The following is a 19,759-nucleotide window of genomic DNA, read 5'->3' as shown; positions in this document are numbered from 1 at the left end:
CGCCTAGGCTCGGAACTCGGGTTGTCGAGCGCCGGGCGGCATGCGTCTCGGCGGTGGGGGAGGCAGCGGCGTGCGGTCGGCGGTGTGCTCGGTGTTCGCCGTGCTGCTTGTGATCAGCGGGTGTTCAGCCGGTCCCGGCCCCGTCGGTGAGCCGGAGGTGGGGGGTTCGGCCTTTCCCGCTGGAGCGGCAGTCGATTACCAGCTGGGTGGTGCGTATCCGCCGCCCGACGGTGTTGGACTGGTTGTCCGGGACAGCACGGCGCAACCCGCTGCCGGGATCTTCAACGTCTGCTACGTCAACGGGTTCCAGACGCAACCGGCGGAGCGCGAGGTGTGGCTGCGCGATCGGCGCGACCTGGTGCTGTTCGAGGGCGGTGGCCCGGTCGTCGACGAGGATTGGCCCGACGAGCTGCTCCTCGACACCTCCACGCCCGACAAGCGCCGCCGACTGGCCGAGATCCGGGGCCGGACGATCGAGTCTTGCGCGGCGGCCGGTTTCGACGCGGTGGAGATCGACAACCTGGATTCCTACACGCGCTCGGACGGAGCACTCACCGCCGAGGACAACCTCGCCTTCGCGGCGGACCTGGCGCGGATCGCCCACCACGCGGGCCTGCTCATCGGCCAGAAGAACGCCGCGGACCTGACCGGTCGAGTGGGCTTCGACTTCGCGGTGGCCGAGGAATGCCTCCAGCACGACGAATGCGCCGACTACGCGGCCGCCTACGGAGACCGCGTCATCGACGTCGAGTACACGGACAACCTCGCGGAACCACCGGAGCAGACGTGCGCCCGGCAGGACCGCCCCCGAGCAACGGTGATCCGGGACCGCGATCTCGTCCCGCCCGGCGATGAAGAGCACTTCTACCACCAGTGCTGACCGCTCTCGTGCGCACGGGTGGGGTTACGGGAGGAGGTCCGCCAGGTGGTTCACCTGGGCTGGGTCGGGGGACCAGCAGTAGAGGATCGCTTCGTCCGCGCCCAGGGATTCGAGTCGGGCGAGCTGGCTTCTCAGGGCTGCCGGAGTGGTGACCACAGCGTTGGCGAAGTTCGCGTCGCCGTAGTAGCGGATCATCTCGGCCCGGGCTCCGTCGGCCACCGCGTCCGGGCCGATCGCCGTGTTGAGCTGGCCGATCAGGCGGGGCTCGCCCGGGCGGCCGTGCTCCTGCCAGGAGTTCCGGGCGAGGCCGAACGTCGTTTCCACGTACTCCAGCGGGCCTGCGGCCAGGAACCCGTCGCCCCAGCGGCCGACCCGGTCGATCGCCGCCGGGCGGAAGCCGCCGAAGAGGATCTCCGGGCGGACCGCGGGACCGATCGGCCCGGCGCTGTCGCTGTGCGGTTCGCCGGACCACAGGCGGTGCACCAGGTCCATCTGCTCGTCGAGGATGCGGCCGCGGCGCTTGAGATCCGTACCGGCGGCCGCGTGGTCGTCCTCGCGGCCGCCGACCCCGATGCCGAGCGTGAAGCGGTTCCCGCTCAGCTGGGCCAGGGTCGCCGCTTGCTTGGCCAGCAGCGGGGTTTGGCGCAGCGGGGCGAGCAGGACTTCGGTCTGGAGCCGGATGCGGCGGGTCGCGCCGGCGAGCGTCGCCAGGGTGACCAGGGGCTCCGGGTTGTCGTACACCAGTCGGTCCAGCAGACGAGGGTGCTGAACGGGCCGTCATCGGCGAGTCGCGCCCAGGTCGGCAGGGCGGTGGGTTCGGCGATGGGCAGGCCGAGGCCGATCTTCATGTCTTGCGCCTCCAGAAGGGCAGGGTGAACACCTGTGCCGCCCCCTCGTTTCGCGCAAGCGGGTTCTCGTTCTGCGGCGCACTCCTGGAGAACCTGATCAGAGTGGCCCCACTCTATGGCGGTGCCTCGCGCCGTGGTCAACCGCGTTTGAAGTAGTCGACCAGGCGGGAGTAGCTGTCGTCGCCGTGGCCGTCGTCCAGAGCGCGGTTCACCAGGGCTTGCGAGTACGCCGGGAGCTCGACGTCCAGACCTCGCGCGCGGCTCTCCGCCACCAGGTCGTCGATCGACGGCAGGTGGTGCTTGAGGCCGCCGAACTCGGTCGCGTGCTCGGCGCGGTCCACTTCGCCGCCGAGCATCGGGAGGAACGCCGCCAGCGCGGCCAACGACGGGTCGGCGTGCTCCAGGAACTGCTCGGTCGTGATGCCCTCGCTCGACAGCAGCGCCGCTGCGTGCAGGAATCCGTTGAGCAGTCCCCACATCGTGCCGTGCACGGCCATGCCGTAGAGCCCCGGCACGCCGGGGTCGGTCGAGACGAAGGCGCTCCGGCCGCCCAGCCGCTCCAGCGCCGGGCGGTAGTGGTCGTAAGCGGCTTGAGCGCCGCCGTAGAACACCACCGCATCAGGCGAGCCGATGCCGGGCGCGATGGTCATGATCTGCCCGTGCAGGTACTTCGCGTCCCTGGCCGCGGCGAACTCGGCGACCTCGCGCGCTGCCGCCGACGGGCCGTCCGTCAGGTTGACGACGACGCGCCCGGACAACGCCTCGCCAGCGGCGTCCAGGACGTCTCGCGCCACTTCGTTGCCCTGCACCGAAACGACCACGAGTCGACTGGCGAGCACGGCGTCCCGGACCGTCCCAGCACGTTGCGCGCCCCGGGACACCAGTGCGTCGGCCCGTTCCGCGGTGCGGTTCCACACCGTCGTCGGGTGTCCACCGCCCAGGAACGCTCCGGCGACGGCCGATCCCATCTCGCCCGACCCGATCACCGTCACCGCGGGCTCAACCTCGCTGGTCATCTGCTCGCTCTCCTCGAAATGCCGCCCCGGAGGTCCCGGGGCGATCAGCGAACTCGGAACTCGGCGGCGTCAGGCGGCGGCGAATCCGCGCTGCAGGGCCGATGCGATCTCGACCGCGCGGCGGGCCTGGAACTCGACGGCGACGTTGGTCATGGGAACGGATTTCTTCTCGGGTGGTGGGCTCGGGGTTCGCGATCAGACGAAGAAGCTGTCGTGGCGGAGGACGAATTCCCTGCGCTCCTCCTCGCTGAGGGAGGCCAGTTCCGGGAGGCCCTCGAAGTAGTCCTCGCGAGGTGCGCCCGGGGCGAAGAGCATGAGCATGGAGGCGGGTTCGCCGGATTCGTTGCGGAAGGCGTGCAGTCCGCCCACGGGCACGTACAGGTAGTCGCCGGAGGTCGCGTCGATCCAGCGCTCGCCGTCGAACAGCCGCATGGTGCCGGACAGGATGAAGAACGACTCCGAGATGGCCTTGTGGAAGTGCGTGCTCGGCCCGACGGATTCCGGGCCCATGTCCACCCGGTACAGGCCGTACTCGCCGCCGGTGGAGGCGGTGGTGGACAGGTAGTGGTAGGAGGTGGCCCGGGGGTCGTCGTCGGTGGCGCCTGCGGGCTTGGCGACGAAGTCGGGGCCGGTGGTCGCGGGCCGGAAGTCGGCGTTGATCTCGCCGTGCTCACCGAAGTAGCGGGGTTCGGGGTAGGACACGATCGCTCCTGGATCTCGGGGGTGCGCTCGGTGGTCGAGCAGCTGGTGGGTCGCCGGGTACCGGTCGACCGCCAAGTAGGTGGGCGCTAAGATAATCAACACTTGCGTGAGTGTCAATTAAATGAGCGCTAAGCTATCTGTTCCGGAGGAGGATCCATGGCCGATGCGGTGTCCGCGGTGCTGGCGCAATGGCGCGAGGAACGCCCTGACCTGGACTTCACGCCGATCGGCGTGGTCGGGCGGATCATGCGGCTGTCCCGGCTGTGGGACAAGGAGATCAAGGACTTCCTTGCCGAGCACGACCTCGAACCGGGCGAGTTCGACATCCTGTCCACGCTCCGGCGCTCCGGCGAGCCCTACGCGCTGACCGCCGGGACGTTCCTCAAGGAATCCCTCGTGACCACCGGGGCGATCACGCTGCGCGTCGATCGCATGGAGAAGAAGGGCCTGGTCACCCGGGTGCGCGACGACGTCGACCGGCGCTCGGTCAAGATCAAGCTCACCGAGCGCGGGCTGGAGGTCATCGACCGCGTCCTCCCGCTGCACCTGGCCAACGAGGCCCGGCTGCTGGGCGGGCTCGACCGCGACGGGCGCGAGAACCTCGCCGTCGCACTCGCCGCCGTGCTGGAGTCCCACGGCGACACCACACCGGCCGGCTGAGGCCTGACCTGGGGTTTGCTGGTGGTGGGCGCAAGCAGCGAGCGGGCTCGCCGGGCGATCCGGCCACCTTCTGCTGATTGACCGGACAAGGACGTGGGCTTACGTTCGCTTGGCGATGATCAGCTAGGAGGTCGGCGTGTGCCAGGAGTGTTGTCGGCGTTCCCCGCAGCCCCGGATTTCGCGGGCGCAGTTCCTCAAGCTCGTCGGACTCGCCACCGCCGGGGTGGCGGTCGCGGCGGGGTGTTCCAGCGGTGAACCGGGTTCCGCGCAGCGGGGCGGCCCGGTGCTGATCGACAACGTCCGGGGCTTCACGCTGACCCCCGACGGACCGTTCGAGTTCTCCAGCCTGCTGGTCGGTGCCGACGGGCGCGTCAGCGGGCTCGACGTGGCCAACACCGGAGGAGCCGAGCGCATCGACGGGCGCGGCCGCGTGCTCATCCCGGGTCTGCACGACGCGCACGGGCACTTCGGGCAGCTCGGGGCCAACGTCTCGCAGCTCAACCTCGCCGGGACCAAGTCGCTGGGTGAGGCGATGCAGGCGCTCAAGGCCTTCGCCGCCGCGCACCCGGAGCGGCCGTGGATCCTCGGGCGCGGCTGGAACGACGTGATCTGGGGCTCCGGCAGGCTGCCGTCGGCGGCGGACCTCGACGCCGTGGTGCCGGACCGGCCGGTGTGGCTGGTGCGCGTCGACGGGCACGCCGGAGTGGCCAACACCGCCGCGCTGCGGCAGGTCGGCATCACCCGCGACACCCCGACGCCTCCGGGCGGGGAGATCGTGCGCGGTGCCGATGGTGCGCCCACCGGGGCCTTCGTCGACGCCGCGCAGGACCTCGTCGAAGCGCACCTGCCGAAGCCGACGACCGAAGACCTCAAGCAGAACTTCATCGCCGCGCAGCGCAAGCTCAACGAGGTCGGGCTCACCTCGGTCAGCGATGCGGGCACCAGCGCCGCCGAGCTCGCGGTCCTGCACCAGCTCGCCGCCTCCGGTGAGCTGACGATCCGCACGAACTCGTTCCTGACCTACGACGCCTACAGCGAGCTCGGCGCGCAGGCGCGCGGCGATTCCTTCGCCGAGGACATGCTGCGGGTGCGCACCGTCAAGCTCTACATCGACGGCGCGCTGGGCTCGCACGGCGCCGCCATGCTCGCGCCCTACAGCGACGATCCGGAGAACTCCGGGCTGCCGCAGATGGACGCCGCCGAACTGCGCAACCGCGTCACGCAGGTGATGCGGGACGGCTTCCAGGTCGCCACGCACGCCATCGGCGACGCGGGCAACCGGATGGTGCTAGACGCCTACGAGGCCGCGATGGCCGAGGTCGGCGGCGACATGCGGCACCGCATCGAGCACGCTCAGGTCCTCGCGGTGGAGGACATCCCGCGGCTGCGCAGGCACGGGATCATCGCCTCGATGCAGCCGGTGCACGCCACCGACGACATGAACATGGCGGAGGAGCGCGTCGGGGCCCAGCGCATCGCGGGCGCCTACGCGTGGCGGACCATGCTGGACCAGGGCATCACCATCGCGTCGGGCTCGGACTTCCCGGTGTCCTCGGAGAACCCGTTCGACGGACTGCACGCCGCGATCACCCGGACCGACCGGGAGGGCCGGCCGGTCGGCGGCTGGTACCCGCAGCAGGCGATGAAGCCGGATGAGGCGCTGCGCTCTTTCACCCTCGACGCCGCGTTCGCCGCGCACCAGGAACGGGTGCTGGGCAGCCTGGAACCGGGCAAGCGGGCCGACTTCGTGATCCTCGACCAGGACCCGCTGGACCCGCCGTCCGGCCGGGCGCGCTGGCAGACCAAGACGCTGCAGACCTGGGTCGCCGGGCGCCGCGTCGGCGAGTACGGGGATCTGTAGTCCGTGCCGATGCGGTAGTGCGGGTACTCCGGCGACCGGATCCGGGGTCGCCGATCGCTGCTTAGGCTCGGCAGGCCGGCCGGGTGGTTGCAACCGGTCGGCGACCCGTTGCCGAGGAAAGCGGCGAGCCATGACGCAGACCGTGAGCAAGCTGACCCGGAGCGACACCGGGCGTCCGTTCCCGTACGTGCTGATGTACCACTCGGTCGCCGTCCACCAGCACGACCCGTACCTGGTGACCGTCGATCCGCGCCGTTTCGACCAGCAGCTGCGCTGGCTGCGGGACAACGGGCTGCGCGGGGTGTCGATGGGCGAGCTGATGCGGGCGCGTCGCGCGGGGGAGGCGCGCGGCCTGGTCGGGCTGACCTTCGACGACGGCTACGCCGATTTCGCGCGCAACGTGGTGCCCGCGCTGCAGCGGCACGGGTGCACCGCGACGGTGTTCGTGATCGCCGGGCGGATCGGCGGGGACAACGAGTGGGACCCGGCGGGGCCGCGCAAGCGGCTGATGACCGCCGAGGAGATCCAGGAGGTCGCCGCGGCGGGTGCGGAGGTCGGCTCGCACGGCCTGCTGCACCAGCACATGTCCTATTTGGACGACGACGAGCTGGTCGCCGAATCGGTGGCGAGCCGGGACCTGCTGCGCGAGATCACCGGCCAGGAGGTCGCCGGTTTCTGCTACCCGTACGGCGACGTCGACCGGCGCGTGGTGGACGCCGTGGCGGCGGCGGGCTACGAATACGCCTGCGCCATCTGGCGTTCGGATGTCTCCGGCCCCCATGCGCTGCCGCGCACCTACATCGGTGACCGCGACGGCGCGCTCCGCCTGCGCGCCAAGCACCTCCGCCACCGCCTCACCAGCCGCCGCTGACGACGTGCCTCGGGCCCGGACACGCCGCAATTTCAATGGAAATCAGCCGTGCGATTTCCATTGAAATTGCGTAGGTCCCGACGCGCCCGCGGTGTGTTGGGGATCCGACACGCCGGTGGTGCCCGCAAGTTCCATTGAAATCGGACGTGCGATTTCCATTGAAATTGCGGCGTCTTGGTCGGGCGCAACGGGGAGCGTCCTCAAGTTTCGGTAAGCGCACTCACCTGCGTGTGGGAGACCTCGGCGGCGCTCGGGTGCGAGGGTTTTGCTCAGCGAGCACGGCGAACTGGGGGAGGGACCGTGAGCGGACATTCGCTGTCGTTGGCGATCAACGGCCGGGAGCGGCTGCTGGCCGACCGGCTGATCGCCTTCGAACCGGCCGCGCCGGAACGCACCGAGACGGTGGCGGTCGTCGGGCTGGGCTACGTCGGGTTGCCCACCGCCTGCGCGCTGCACGACGCTTCCACGCAGGTCGTCGGGTTCGACATCAGCCGGCAGCGGCTCCTCGAGATCGAGACCGGCGAGGTGGACCTGCCCGCCGAGGAGCGTCGCGAGCTGGCCGCCGCACTGGCCGGTGGCGGGCTGGCGCTGACCAGCGATCCGGCCGCGCTCGCCGCCGCCGACGCGGTCATCGTCTGCGTGCCGACGCCGGTCGACGCCGCGCGGACGCCGGACCTCGCCGCGCTGCAGGCGGCCTGCCGCACCGTCGTGGCGCACGCCCGGCGCGAGCAGGTGATCATCCTGACCTCGACGACCTACGTCGGCACCACCCGGCAGCTGCTGGTGGAGCCGTTGCGCGAGCTCGGACTGCGGGTCGGTGAAGAGGTGCACGTGGCGTTCAGCCCGGAGCGCATCGATCCCGGCAACTTCGACCACGTGCAGCGGCGGACGCCGCGGGTCGTCGGCGGTGTCACGCAGCGGTGCGCGCGGCGCGCGGCCGAGGTGGTGCGGCGGATGACCGACCAAGTCTACCTGGTCAGCTCCCCGGAGGCCGCCGAGCTGACCAAGCTCTACGAGAACATCTTCCGCGCGGTGAACCTGGCGCTGGCCAACGAGATCGCCGACGCCTGCTCGGTGCTGGGCCTGGACCCGATCGAGGTCACCGTCGCGGCGGGCACCAAGCCCTACGGATTCCTGGGCAGCTTCCCCGGGCCCGGCGTCGGCGGGCACTGCATCCCCTGCGACCCGCACTACCTGCTGTGGCAGCTGGGCCGGCGCGGGCTGTCGGCGCCGTTGATCGAAGAGGCGATGCGCTCGATCGACCGGCGGCCGGGCCGGGTGGTGCAGCGGGTGGTGGAGATGCTCGGCGAGGCGGGCATCGACCACTCCGGGGCGCGGGTGCTGCTGGCCGGGGTCAGCTACAAGGCGGGCGTGCGCGACCTGCGGGAGTCCCCGGCGCTGCCGATCCTGGCCGGGTTGCGGCGGCTGGGCATCGACGTGCACTACCACGATCCGCTGCTGCCCGAGATCGAGCTGCCCAGCGGCGCCCGGATGACCAGCGAGCCCGAGCCGCGCGGCCGGGACTGGGACGTCACGGTCATCCACACCGTGCACCCGGGCGCCGACTACGGCTGGGCGCGGGACTGCCCGCGCGTGCTCGACGCGACCTACCAGTTCGACGCCGTGCCGCACCGGCGCGTGTTGTGAGGTGCCGATGTACGACACGACCACGCCCGCCGTGGTGTTCAAGCTCGATCCGAACGTGCTGCACCACGGCGGCCTCGGGGTGATCCGCAGCCTCGGCCGCGCCGGTGTTCCGGTGTACGCGGTGCACGAGGACTCCCTCGCACCCGCGGCGCACTCGAGGTACGTGCGCGGCCGGTGGCTGTGGAGCCCCGATCCCGGGGACGCCGAGGCGATCCGGTTCGGGCTGATGCAGCTGGCCCAGCGCATCGGGCGCACCGCCGTGCTCATCCCCACCGACGACGCGGCCGCGATCTTCCTGGCCGAGCACGGCGATCCGCTGCGGATGTGGTTCCAGTTCGCCCAGCCGCCGCACGACCTGCCGCGGCTGCTGGCGGGCAAGTACACGATGCACGAGCTGTGCCGCCGGCTGGGCGTGCCGTGCGCGCAGGCGCGGCTGATCCGGAGCTGGGAGGAGGCGCTGGAGTTCGCCGACCGGGTGGGCTACCCGCTGGTGGCCAAGCTGGCCACGCCGTGGCGGCCGACCGGCGGCAAGGTGCGCAGCACCACGATCGTCGAGGATTCCGACGAGCTCGCCGGGATCTACCGGCGCTGCGACGCCGTCGGCGGGCTGATGCTCCAGGAGTTCATCCCCGGCGGACCCGAGCACGACTGGTTCTTCCACGGCTACTGCGACGCCGATTCGGTGTGCCGCCCGGCGTTCACCGGGGTCAAGGAGCGGTCCTACCCGGCGCACGCCGGGCTGACCAGCCTCGGGCGCTGCGCGGACAACGAATCGCTGCTGCGCTCGGCGACCGCGCTGCTGGCGAAGTTGTCCTACACCGGCATCGTCGACCTGGACTTCCGGTGGGACGACCGGGACCGGCAGTACAAGCTGCTCGACTTCAACCCGCGGCTGGGCGCGCAGTTCCGGCTGTTCCGGGACAGCGCGGGGCTGGACGTGGCGCTGGCGTCCTACCTGGACCTCACCGGGCAACCGGTGCCCGCCGGCCGGCCGGAGATCGGTCGCCGGTTCCTGGTGGAGAACTACGACCCGATCGCCGCGCTGCGGTACTGGTCGCGCGGCGAGCTCGGGCTGCGGGCCTGGGCCGGGTCGCTTCGGCGGGTGCACGAGCGGGCCTGGTTCGCCCGCGACGACCTGCTGCCGTTCGCGCTGATGTGCACCTGGATGGCCTGCCGCGCGGTGGTGCGCCCGTGGCGGCGCGGCAAGCCGCACCCGGAACTGGCCGAACCGCAGTACGTCCCGGGCCGCAACTACGACGGCGGGCACCTGGAGAGGAAGGGCTGAGGCCCGTTGTTCGAGGACAGAGGAGCGACCCCGTGCCAACCGCGGTCCTGCTCCAACCGCACATCAGGGGAACGTGACGCAATCCAGCCACAAGAAACCGCCGAACGCGAGATCAGTCCTGGACGCAACCACCACTGTGAATCGCGGAGAGGCGGAGAGGAGGACTGATGAACGATCTCGTGGACGTGGCCGTCGTGGGCGCCGGGCCCTACGGACTGTCGCTGGCCGCGCACCTGCGCCGGTCCGGGGTTTCGCACCGGCAGTTCGGGCTGCCGATGAAGCTGTGGCGCGAGCACATGCCGCGCGGCATGTTCCTCAAGTCGCAGGGCTTCGCCTCGAACCTCTCCGACCCGGACGGTGCGCACACGCTGCGCAACTTCTGCCTGGAGACCGGAAAGCGCTACGCCGACTACGGGATTCCGGTGTCCTTGCAGGACTTCGTGGACTACGGCGAGTGGTTCCAGCAGGGCCGCGGCCTGGAGGTCGAGGAGCAGCTGGTGACCGACGTCGCGCAGCGGCCGGGCTGGTTCGAGCTGACCCTCGACGACGGGCAGCGCGTCGACGCCCGCCAGGTGGTGGTCGCGGTCGGCGTCGAGCACTTCCCGCGGATCCCGGAGGTGCTGGCCGAGCTGCCCGCCGAGCTGTGCACGCACAGCTCGGCGCACGACGACCTCAGCGGGTTCGACGGCCAGGACGTCATCGTGGTCGGCGCCGGGCAGTCGGCGCTGGAGACGGCGGCGCTGCTGCACGAGAACGGCGCGAGGACGCGGTTGGTGGCCCGGCGGCGCCGGCTGAGCTGGAACGGCTACCCGCTGCTGCCGGACCGCTCGCTGTGGCAGCGGATGCGGGAACCGGAAGCCGGCCTGGGCTCGGGGCTGTCCACCTGGTTCTACTCCGAGCACCCGGAGTGGTTCCGGCGCCTGCCCGAGCAGGTGCGCATCGAGCGGGCGCGCACCGCGCTCGGCCCGGCGGGCGGCTGGTGGCTGCGGGAACGGGTGGAGGGCTGCTTCCCGGTGCACGTCGGGCACCGCTTGGACTGGGCGAAGGCCACCGGTGACCAGGTGCGCCTGGGCGTGCGGGTCGGCGGGCAGGTGCGCGAGTTCGCCGCCGACCACGTCATCTGCGCCACCGGTTACCCGCCCGCGCTGAGCAGGCTGCGGATGATCGGCTCCGGGCTCCGTTCCTCGATCTCGCTGGTCGGCGGAACTCCGCGGGTGGACGCCGATTTCGAGTCCTCGGTGCCGGGGCTGTACTTCACCGGCCCGCTGGTGGCGCCCAGCCACGGCCCGGTCATGCGGTTCGTCTACGGGGCCGACTACGCGGCCCGGCGGATCGCCTCGCGGGTCGAGCGGAGCGCGACCCGGCCGCTGGTGACCGGAGGTGCCGGATGAGCTTGACCGACGCCGCCGCGACCCGGCAGCCGCCCGAGGTGCGGCCGCTGGTGCACCGGCGGGTCGGTGGTCGGCTGCTCCCGGCGGCCGACCTGGTCGCGCTGGTGCCGGTCGTGCCGATCACCGGTGCGCACTGGCTGCTCGGCGCGGTGTTCGCACTGCTCGTGCTGCTGGTGCTGGCGGCTCAGGGGCAGCACCGGGCGCGGATCTGCTCGCGGGTTTCCGATCAGGTGCCGCAGCTGGCCGTCGCGTCCGGGATGCCGCTGGCGGTGCTCGCGCCGTGGTCGACCGGGAGCGGACTGCTCGCGCTCGCCGCTGCGGGGTTCGGCGCGCTGGTGCTGGGTCGCGCGAGCTTCTACGCGGCGTTGCGCAGCGGCTACCGGCGCGGGGTGCTGGGCGAGCCGACGCTGGTGGTCGGTTCGGGTGAGCTGGCCGCCCGGATCGTCGAGAGCGCGCAGGCGCACCCGGAGTTCGGGTTGCGGCCACGGTTGGCACGTCCGTCCGAAGTGGACGATCTGGCGGGGTTCACCCGGGTGCTGCTCTGCCCGGACGATGCGGCCGAGGAAGCGCTCACGTCGCTGATCCGGTCGAGCCGTCCGCTGTCCGCCGAGGTGTACGTGGTGCCGAGGTTGCCCGAGATCGGAACGGCCCTGCCGCGCGGCGCGACCGATGAGCTGTGGGGCGTCCCGCTGATCCCGCTGCGCCGCTTCGGCGGCACCGGCGCCAAGCGCGCGTTCGACGTCGTCCTCAGTGGGCTGATGCTGGCCGCGTCCGCGCCGCTGCTGCTGGTGCTGGCCGTGGCGGTGCGGCTGGACAGCCCCGGCCCGGTGTTCTTCCGGCAGCTGCGGGTGACCGGGCCGGGCCGGACCAGCGAGGTGCTCAAGCTGCGGACGGTCCGCGCCGGTGCGGCGCAGGGCTGGGCGGTGGCCGCCGAGGAGTGCACGGCGCTCGGGAAGTGGCTGCGCCGCACGCACCTGGACGAGCTGCCGCAACTGCTCAACGTGCTGCGCGGCGAGATGTCGCTGGTCGGCCCGAGACCGGAACGACCGCACTACGCCCGGAGCTTCGGCCGGGAGATCCCGGGCTACCGCGACCGGCACCGGATGCCCGGCGGGATGACCGGGTGGGCGCAGGTGCACGGCCTGCACGGCGACACCTCCATCCCGGACCGGGCGCGCTTCGACAACCAGTACATCGAGCACTGGTCGCCGTGGTGGGACGCGGTGATCGTGCTCCGCACGGCAGCGGTCGTGCTCCGGGCGGCGCTGGCGGCCGGCCTCCGCTGGGAGCTCGGCGGCCGGAGTCCCCGCCACCGGCGCCCGGCACGACCGCGCCGACAACCCGGCGCCCACCGGGCCCCGGCCCGGGGACGGCGGATGGTCGATTTCGTACGGAATTGACACCGCACTGCGCGACGACAGCGATGGGGGAGACGGATGAAGGTCTTGCACGTGATCACCGGGCTCGGCGTCGGGGGCGCTGAGCTGCAGCTGCGGCAGGTGCTGCAGCACACCAGGCACGACGCCGAGGTGGTGTCGCTGTACAACCCCGGCGACGTGGCCGGGATGATCGCCGGCGACGGCGTGCGCGTGCGCGATCTCGGCATGCGGCGCAACACGCAGATCGGCGCGGTGCTGACCCTGCGCGACGTGATCCGCGAAGGCCGCTACGACGTGGTGCACACCCACCTCTACCGGGCCTGCGTCTACGGGCGGCTCGCGGCGCGGCTGGCCGGGACCGGGGTCGTGGTCTCCACCGAGCACTCGATCGGCGAGACCCACCTGGAGCGGCGGCGGATGACGCTCGGCGTGCGCGCCCTGTACCTGGGCACCGACCTGTGCTCGGACGCCACCATCGCGGTCTCCGACACCGTGGCCGACCGGCTGCACAAGTGGGGGATGCCGGCGCGCAAGATCACCGTGATCCCCAACGGCGTCGACTTCCGCCGGGTCGAGTACGACGACGCCGCTCGCGGCAGCGTGCGCCAGGAGCACGGCATCGACGCGGGCGCCTACGTGGTGGGCGTGCTCGGGCGGCTGGATCCCAACAAGCGCTTCGACCTGGTCATCGAGGCGATGGCGCCGCTGCTGGGGCAGCAGACCAAGCTGCTCATCGTCGGCGACGGGCCGGACCGGGAGCGGCTGGCGGCGGTGGCCCGCGCCCGCGAGGTCGGCGAGCACGTGATCTTCGCCGGGCAGCGGCACGACGTGGCCGCGATGCTCTCCGCGCTGGACCTGTTCGTCGCCTCCTCCGAGCAGGAGACCTTCGGCCTGTCGGTGCTGGAGGCGATGGCCAACGGCGTCCCGGTGCTCTACACCACCTGCCCGGCGCTGGTCGGCATCGACACCGACCGGGCCCGCCAGGTGCCGGGCGATCCGGAGCGGATGCGCGCCGAGATCGCCGCGGAGATCATGTCCGCCCGGCCCCGCGCGGACGAGCCCGCGATCCGCGCCCGCTACGGCATCGAGGCGGTCACCGGCCGCATCGACGACCTCTACGCGCAGCTGTGGCACCGGCGCCGCTCGGGCGTTCCGGCGGGGAGGGCGTGATGCGCGCACTGGTCACCGGCGCAGCCGGTTTCATCGGATCGCACCTGGTCGAGCAGCTGCTCGCCGACGGCCACCAGGTCGTCGGGCTGGACGACCTCAGCACCGGGCAGTCGGCGAACCTGCCGGTCGAGCACCCGGGCCTGCGGCTGGTGCGGGGCTCCATCCTGGACGAGGCGCTGGTCGACGAGGTGATGGCGGGCGCGGACGTGGTGTTCCACCTGGCCGCGGCGGTCGGCGCGTTCGTCATCCAGGAGCGCACCCTGCAGGGCCTGCTCACCAACGTGCACGGCACCGAGAACGTGCTCGACGCCGCGCTGCGGCACGGCACCCGCGCGCTGATCGCCTCCACCAGCGAGGTCTACGGCAAGAACACCAAGGTCGGGCTGGTCGAGGGCGACGACCGGATCATCGGATCGCCGCTGAAGTCCCGCTGGACCTACGCCGAGGCCAAGGCCATCGACGAGAGCCTGACCGCTTCCTACGTGCGGGAACTCGGTCTCAAAGCCGTCATCGTCCGGCTGTTCAACACGGTGGGGCCGCGGCAGAGCGGCCGCTACGGGATGGTCATCCCGCGGCTGGTCGGCCAGGCGCTGCAGGGCAGGCCGCTGACCATCTTCGGCACCGGCAAGCAGATCCGCTGCTTCTGCCACGTCGCCGACGTGGTGCCCGCGCTGATCCAGCTGGTGCGGCTGGACCGCGCGCAGGGCATGGCGGTGAACCTCGGCAGCACCGAGCAGGTGTCCATCGAGGACCTGGCGGCGCGCATCATCGCGATGACCGGCTCGACCAGCGGCACCGTCCACGTGCCCTACGAGGAGGCCTACGGGCCGGGCTACGAGGACATGCAGCGGCGGGTGCCGGACTGCTCGCGGGCGCGGGAGCTGATCGGCTTCCGGCCGCGGCGCAGCCTGGCCGACATCGTCCGCGCGGTGATCGACGAGCAGACCCGGGCCGGCGAACCGGCCACGGCGTGAGCGGAGGGGACATGCGACCGGTCCGCCGGCTCGCCGACGCGGTGCGCGAGCACCGGGATCGGCGCGAGCGGTTCGAAGTGCTGCCCACCGGGCCCGGCGCGGCGCACCGCGTGCGCACCTTCAGCCGGCTCGGCGGCTCGATCTGGCTGCTCGCGCTGATCGCGGTGTCGATCCTGGTGGTGTCCTTCCTGGTGGTGCCCCGCGGCGGCGGCCCGGTGGCGCAGAGCCCGGTGGTGGTCGCCTCGCTGCCGTTCTGGAACCTGGGCAACGGCACCGAGATGGTGGTCAAGCACCGCGAATCGGTCAACGAGGTGTCGCCGTGGATCTACGGGCTGGACACCGACGGCGGGGTGCTGGAGCAGTACCCGCCGGAGCAGACCGCGGAGGTGGGCGGCCGGATCGCGGAGCTGCGCGCCGCCGGGATCCCGATCGTGCCGTCGCTGGCCAACATCACCGATGGCAAGTGGGCCTACGAGCCGGTGGCCGCGGTGCTGCACGATCCGGTGCGACGCCACCGGCACGTCACCGAGATCGTGGAGCTGGTCGAGCGGGAGGACTACGCGGGCATCGACATCGACTACGAGAACCTGCGCGCCGGCGACCGCCAGGTGTTCAGCGACTTCGTCACCGAACTGGGCGCGGCGCTGGACGCGGTGGGCAAGACGCTGTCGGTGGCGGTGTTCGCCAAGGAAACCGACGCCGGCTACGACGAGCGCAACGTGGCCCAGGACTACGCGGCGATCGGCCGGGCCGCCGACCAGGTCCGGCTGATGGGCTACGACTTCCACTGGAACACCTCGCCGCCCGGCTCGGTCGCGCCGATCGACTGGATCCGGTCGGTGCTCGACTACGCCAGGACGCAGGTCCCGCCGGAGCGGATCGTGCTGGGCGTGCCGCTCTACGGCTACGACTGGGTGGCCGGCGGCGAGGGCACCGGCGTGACCTGGCTGAAGGCGTTCCAGCTGGCCACCGAGCACGGCGCGCAGCCGCAGTACGACACCCGGACCCAGTCGCCGTGGTTCCGCTACACCGACGAGCAGGGCCGTGCGCACGAGGTGTGGTTCGAGAACGCGGCCAGCTCCAAGGCGAAGTTCGAGGCGGCGCGCGGCGCGGGCATCGGCGGCGTCTACCTGTGGATGTTCGGCTACGAGGACACCGACACCTGGCACGAGCTCGCGCGCAGCCTGCCGGTGGAGAAGTGACGGCCGGGGGTGGGTGGGATGGTTCCGTGGTGGTTGCTGGCGATCGCGGTGTTCGGCGCCAACTTCGCGCTGTGGGGGATGATCGGCCTGCTGCGGCTGCTCGACGGGTGGCGCACCCGCCGCAGCACCGTGGTCGGCCTGGACCGGTTCGACCGCGCCCTCGGCGTCGACGACGTCGCGGTGCTGATCCCGGCGCACAACGAGGAAGCGGTCATCGCCGACAGCCTCGCGGCGATCACCGCGCTGGTGCCGCCGGAGAACGTGCACGTGGTCTCCGACGGTTCCACCGATCGCACCGTGGAACTGGCCCGAGACTGCGGCGTGCAGGTGATCAGCACCGCGCGCAACGTCGGCAAGGCCGGTGCGCTCAAGGAGGCGATCCGCCGGTTCGACCTGGTCGAGCGCTTCCCGGTGGTGATGCTGCTGGACGCCGACACCCACGTGCAGCCCGGCTACTTCGCCGCCGCCCTGCCGCTCTTCGACGATCCCGAGGTGGTCGCCGTGGCCGGGTGCGTCCGGACGAACTGGCGCGGGCGCGGGCTCGGGCCGGTCGGCAAGCTCGTCGCCCTGCACCGGCAGCGGATCTACACCATGACGCAGTACCTGCTGAAGTTCGGCCAGACCTGGCGGCGCACCAACGCCACCCACATCGTCCCCGGCTTCGCCAGCATGTACCGCACCGAGGTGCTGCCGCGCATCGAGGTGAACCCGCCGGGACTGGTCATCGAGGACTTCAACATGACCTTCGAGGTGTACCAGAAACGGCTCGGCAAGGTCGGTTTCACGCCGTCGGCGGTGGCCGCCACCCAGGATCCCGGTTGTCTCAAGGACTACGTGAAGCAGTGCAAGCGCTGGGCGCTGGGACTGTGGCAGACGGTGCGGTTGCACCCGCCGCGGGCCAACCTGTTCACCGCCATGCTGGCGTTGCTGCTGCTGGAGATGCTGACCAGCAGCCTGCTCCTGGTGGTGCTGCCGATCGTGGTCGTGGTGCTCCTGCTGGCGGAGCTGTTGCCCGCGCTGCCCCAGGTTCCGGTGTTCGGCGAAGCGCACCAGTTCGTCAGCGGATTCGCCACGCCGTCCGCACTGCTCTTCGGCGTGCTGGTACCGGACCTGCTGCTGACCTGCGTCGTCGCGCTGCTGCACCGCCAGCCGCGCTACCTGCTGGTCGGCCTGCTGTTCCTGCCGCTGCGGGTGCTGGACGCCGCGATCGCGCTGTACGCGATTCCCGGTGCCTGGCTGACGAAGTCCTCCGGCCGCTGGCGCAGCCCGGGTCGCCGGACGACCGCCCCGAGCCCACCAGCCCCCACCGGCTGACTTCCGGCCCTGTCGATGGAGGGCGTCGGAGTGCGGCCTCGGGGTCGAGACCCCGAGGCCGCACTGCCATCAGGACGACGCTCGTGCCTCGCCCTGCTCGGCCTCGGTCGGGTGCTTGGGAAGCAGCAGCGTGACCAGGAACGCCAGCACCACGATGCCGATCGCCATCCAGAGCGCCGTGACGTAGCCCGCCGCCGAGGTGGAACCCACCGCGGAGCCCCGCGTGATCGTCTGCCCGAGAATCGTGAAGCTCAGCCCGGCACCGATTCCGAACGACGCTCCGTTGAGCCCGGGCAGCAGGCCCGGCGCGTCCTTGGGCGAGAGCAGGACTCCCAGACCGTTGAGCATCACGTTGGTGAACCCGGCGTAGGTGATGCCGAGCACGAACACCAGGATGCCCAGCGCCCAGGCGTTCTTCAGACCGAACAGCGCCAGCGCCGCGAGGACGAACGCCGAGGAGAGCAGGCCGAGCTGGAGCATCCGGTTGTAGCCGAAGCGCGGGGCCAGGCGGCCGGCGAACGGGCCCACGAGCCAGCCGATGAGCGCGTAGGGCGCCATGAACAGCAGCGACACCGTGGTGGCCGGCATGCCCCACCCGGCGGTGGGGTTCTGCGTGAAGGAGGGCACGAGGAGGTTGACGACGGCCATGATCCCGGTGAGCGTCAGGATGGTCGTCAGCGGCATCGCCCAGATCGCGCGGTTGCCCAGTTGTCCCGCCGGGATGAGCGGGTGGGCGGAGCGGCGCTGGTGCACCACGAAGGCCACGGCGGCGCAGACGGTGATCACGGCGTAGACGGCGGTCCACGCGCTCGGGAACGGGTTGAACGGATCGCCGCCCACCACCCAGCTGAGGCCCACCACGACGACCGAGACGAGGGCGACGCCGATCCAGTCCATCCGCCCGCCCTTCGACGGAGCGGACTCCGGGACCCAGAGCCGGGTCGCGATGATCGCCAGGACCGTCACCACCAGGGTGAAGGCGAAGATGGAGCGGAACCCGAGGTGGTCGGCCATCCAGCCGCCGAGCACGACGTCGACGCCGGCGATGCCACCGTTGATCGCGATGACCAGGCCCAGCTTGGTGCCGTACTCCTTCTCCGTGGCCGCCGCCTCGCGAAGGGTCAGCAGCGCGATCGTGAAGACCGGCCCGCAGGCGCCCTGGATGGCACGTCCCAGGTAGAGCCATTCCACACTGGGGGCGAGCATGGCGATCACCGTTCCGACCGCGAGGACGCCCAGCGAGACGAGGAGGATCCTCCGGCGCCCCACCATGTCGGACAGGCGCGGCATGAACACCTGGAAGATCGCCTTGGACAGGAAGAACAGGGCGGTGGAGAACGCGATCGCGGCCGTCGTGGTGTTGAGGTCGTTCTGCATGTGCTCGACCGCGGGGTTGAGCATGGTGGCGTTCAACTGGAAGGCGACGACCGCGACCACCAGGCCCACCAGCAGAGCGGCCTGGTTGACGGTGATCGGTTTCGACAGCGACGTGTCAGGCAGTGACATCTCGGTTTCCCCTCTCGGGAGCGGAGTGGAGCAGCGGGCCGGGATCGCTCACGGCAAGGTGGACAGGACGTCGACCAAGTGCGGTGCGACCGGGGCGCCGATCTCCAGCGCCACCCGGCAGTGCGCGCCGTCCTGCGGCGGGTAGTTCCGGTACTTGCCGCCCAGCGAGCAGATCGTCTGCCCGCGGCCCGGGCCCCGGGTGTCGTCGACGTCGACGTCGACCAGCGGGGCGAGCGACGGGACCAGCCCACCGGCGCCGATCGCCGCGGCGAGCGGGTCGTGCAGGGCCGAGCAACGGCGTCCGTAGACGTCGACGTGGAAGTCGAAGTAGAAGTCGACGACCTCGGCGAGGAGCCGGGCCGACCTGCTGCCGGAGGACTGCAGGGCCAGGCGGTGCTCCTCCTCCAGCGTGTTGGTCATCGTGACGTCCAGGCCCACCATGGTCATCGGCCACGGCTGCTGGAAGACCAGGCGCGCGGATTCGGGATCCTTGCCGACGTTGGCCTCCGTCACGGGGGAGATGTTGCCCGGGTGCAGGGCAGCACCTCCCATCATCGTCAGCTGCTTGACCATGCCGGGCAGCCCGGGCTCGATCGCGAGGGCCTGCGCGAGGTTCGTCAGGGGACCGACGGTGATGATCTCCAGGTTCCCGGCGTGCTTCCGCGCGAGCTCGACGAGGAGTTCCGGGGCGGTGGCGCTGACGGGCGCGGTGCCCGACACCGGCAGGGTGACCGCGCCGGTGCCGCGCTCCCCGTGGATCCAGGTCGCGGCACCGCGATACTCGCCACGGCTGGGATTGCTCGCACCCATCGCGACCGGCACCTCGGGCGCGCCCATCACGGCGAGCCAGTCGCAGGCGTTGCGCGTCGCCACCTCCGCCGAGCAGTTCCCGTACACGGTCCCGACGCCCACCAGCCGGACCGCCGGGCTGGCCACCAGATATCCCAGGGCGAGGGCGTCGTCGACTCCCGGATCGCAGTCCAGGTAGACCGGGCGGGGGTGGGATGCGTTCATGGTTCTCCCTTTTCGGGCCGGGCCAGGCGCCAGCCGCAC

Annotated in this window: 17 protein-coding genes; 12 read left to right on the top strand and 5 right to left on the bottom strand. The window is 71.4% G+C overall.

The window, feature by feature from the left end:
• Positions 1-70 precede the first annotated feature (70 nt).
• Entirely contained in the window at positions 71-880 is an 810-nt protein-coding gene (locus C4T78_RS02060) for an endo alpha-1,4 polygalactosaminidase (RefSeq protein ID WP_235863088.1), read from the top strand.
• Between the two features lie 24 nt (positions 881-904).
• On the opposite strand, the gene C4T78_RS02055 is transcribed toward C4T78_RS02060, so the two are convergent.
• From C4T78_RS02055 to C4T78_RS36875, 3 genes are all read right to left on the bottom strand, one after another.
• The gene (locus C4T78_RS02055) at positions 905-1,621 is read right to left on the bottom strand and encodes an LLM class flavin-dependent oxidoreductase (protein ID WP_235863089.1); all 717 of its coding nucleotides are present in this window, start codon (positions 1,619-1,621) and stop codon (positions 905-907) included.
• 244 nt (positions 1,622-1,865) lie between these two features.
• On the bottom strand, positions 1,866-2,744 hold the full coding sequence (locus C4T78_RS02050) for an NAD(P)-dependent oxidoreductase (protein WP_093347868.1): 879 nt from the start codon (positions 2,742-2,744) through the stop codon (positions 1,866-1,868).
• 195 nt (positions 2,745-2,939) lie between these two features.
• Positions 2,940-3,548 (bottom strand): cupin domain-containing protein, encoded by a 609-nt coding sequence (locus C4T78_RS36875; protein WP_235863090.1) that lies wholly within the window; start codon positions 3,546-3,548, stop codon positions 2,940-2,942.
• A gap of 54 nt (positions 3,549-3,602) precedes the next feature.
• Between C4T78_RS36875 and C4T78_RS02040 the strand changes: the two genes are divergently transcribed.
• The 11 genes from C4T78_RS02040 to C4T78_RS01990 all read left to right on the top strand — a co-directional run bounded on the left by C4T78_RS02040 (position 3,603) and on the right by C4T78_RS01990 (position 17,200).
• Entirely contained in the window at positions 3,603-4,106 is a 504-nt protein-coding gene (locus tag C4T78_RS02040) for a MarR family winged helix-turn-helix transcriptional regulator (RefSeq protein WP_093347871.1), read from the top strand.
• A 136-nt stretch (positions 4,107-4,242) separates the two neighbouring features.
• The gene (locus tag C4T78_RS02035) at positions 4,243-5,967 is read left to right on the top strand and encodes an amidohydrolase (protein ID WP_177247426.1); all 1,725 of its coding nucleotides are present in this window, start codon (positions 4,243-4,245) and stop codon (positions 5,965-5,967) included.
• Positions 5,968-6,097: 130 nt separating this feature from the next.
• On the top strand, positions 6,098-6,838 hold the full coding sequence (locus tag C4T78_RS02030) for a polysaccharide deacetylase family protein (protein ID WP_093347877.1): 741 nt from the start codon (positions 6,098-6,100) through the stop codon (positions 6,836-6,838).
• 300 nt (positions 6,839-7,138) lie between these two features.
• On the top strand, positions 7,139-8,485 hold the full coding sequence (locus C4T78_RS02025) for a nucleotide sugar dehydrogenase (protein ID WP_093347880.1): 1,347 nt from the start codon (positions 7,139-7,141) through the stop codon (positions 8,483-8,485).
• A 7-nt stretch (positions 8,486-8,492) separates the two neighbouring features.
• Positions 8,493-9,770: a carboxylate--amine ligase gene (locus tag C4T78_RS02020; RefSeq protein ID WP_093347883.1), complete on the top strand. Its 1,278-nt coding sequence runs from the start codon at positions 8,493-8,495 to the stop codon at positions 9,768-9,770.
• 167 nt (positions 9,771-9,937) lie between these two features.
• Positions 9,938-11,161: an NAD(P)-binding domain-containing protein gene (locus C4T78_RS02015; RefSeq protein ID WP_093347886.1), complete on the top strand. Its 1,224-nt coding sequence runs from the start codon at positions 9,938-9,940 to the stop codon at positions 11,159-11,161.
• Entirely contained in the window at positions 11,158-12,561 is a 1,404-nt protein-coding gene (locus C4T78_RS02010; protein ID WP_093347888.1) for a sugar transferase, read from the top strand. The genes C4T78_RS02015 and C4T78_RS02010 overlap by 4 nt, the downstream gene beginning before the upstream one ends.
• A 36-nt stretch (positions 12,562-12,597) precedes the next feature.
• Positions 12,598-13,710, top strand: coding sequence for a glycosyltransferase (locus C4T78_RS02005; RefSeq protein WP_093347891.1), 1,113 nt, complete (start codon positions 12,598-12,600; stop codon positions 13,708-13,710).
• Positions 13,710-14,684, top strand: coding sequence for an NAD-dependent epimerase/dehydratase family protein (locus C4T78_RS02000; protein WP_093348606.1), 975 nt, complete (start codon positions 13,710-13,712; stop codon positions 14,682-14,684). Before C4T78_RS02005 ends, C4T78_RS02000 begins: the two co-directional genes overlap by 1 nt.
• A gap of 11 nt (positions 14,685-14,695) precedes the next feature.
• A complete protein-coding gene (locus C4T78_RS01995) occupies positions 14,696-15,886 on the top strand; it encodes a glycosyl hydrolase family 18 protein (protein ID WP_093347894.1) in 1,191 nt (396 codons plus the stop codon).
• Between the two features lie 18 nt (positions 15,887-15,904).
• The gene (locus C4T78_RS01990) at positions 15,905-17,200 is read left to right on the top strand and encodes a glycosyltransferase family 2 protein (RefSeq protein ID WP_093347896.1); all 1,296 of its coding nucleotides are present in this window, start codon (positions 15,905-15,907) and stop codon (positions 17,198-17,200) included.
• Between the two features lie 69 nt (positions 17,201-17,269).
• Here C4T78_RS01990 and C4T78_RS01985 read toward each other — a convergent pair whose 3' ends face one another.
• On the bottom strand, positions 17,270-18,706 hold the full coding sequence (locus C4T78_RS01985; protein WP_093347899.1) for an MFS transporter: 1,437 nt from the start codon (positions 18,704-18,706) through the stop codon (positions 17,270-17,272).
• A 48-nt stretch (positions 18,707-18,754) separates the two neighbouring features.
• Positions 18,755-19,720 carry a nucleoside hydrolase gene (locus C4T78_RS01980; protein ID WP_093347902.1) on the bottom strand — a complete coding sequence of 322 codons (966 nt, stop codon included), beginning with the start codon at positions 19,718-19,720 and terminating at the stop codon, positions 18,755-18,757.
• Positions 19,721-19,759: the final 39 nt, after the last annotated feature.

Source organism: Saccharopolyspora kobensis (genome assembly GCF_900108315.1).
GTDB classification, from domain to species: domain Bacteria; phylum Actinomycetota; class Actinomycetes; order Mycobacteriales; family Pseudonocardiaceae; genus Saccharopolyspora; species Saccharopolyspora kobensis.
Note: the sequence above shows the minus strand (reverse complement) of the source record. Positions and strands in the feature narration are given on the sequence as shown.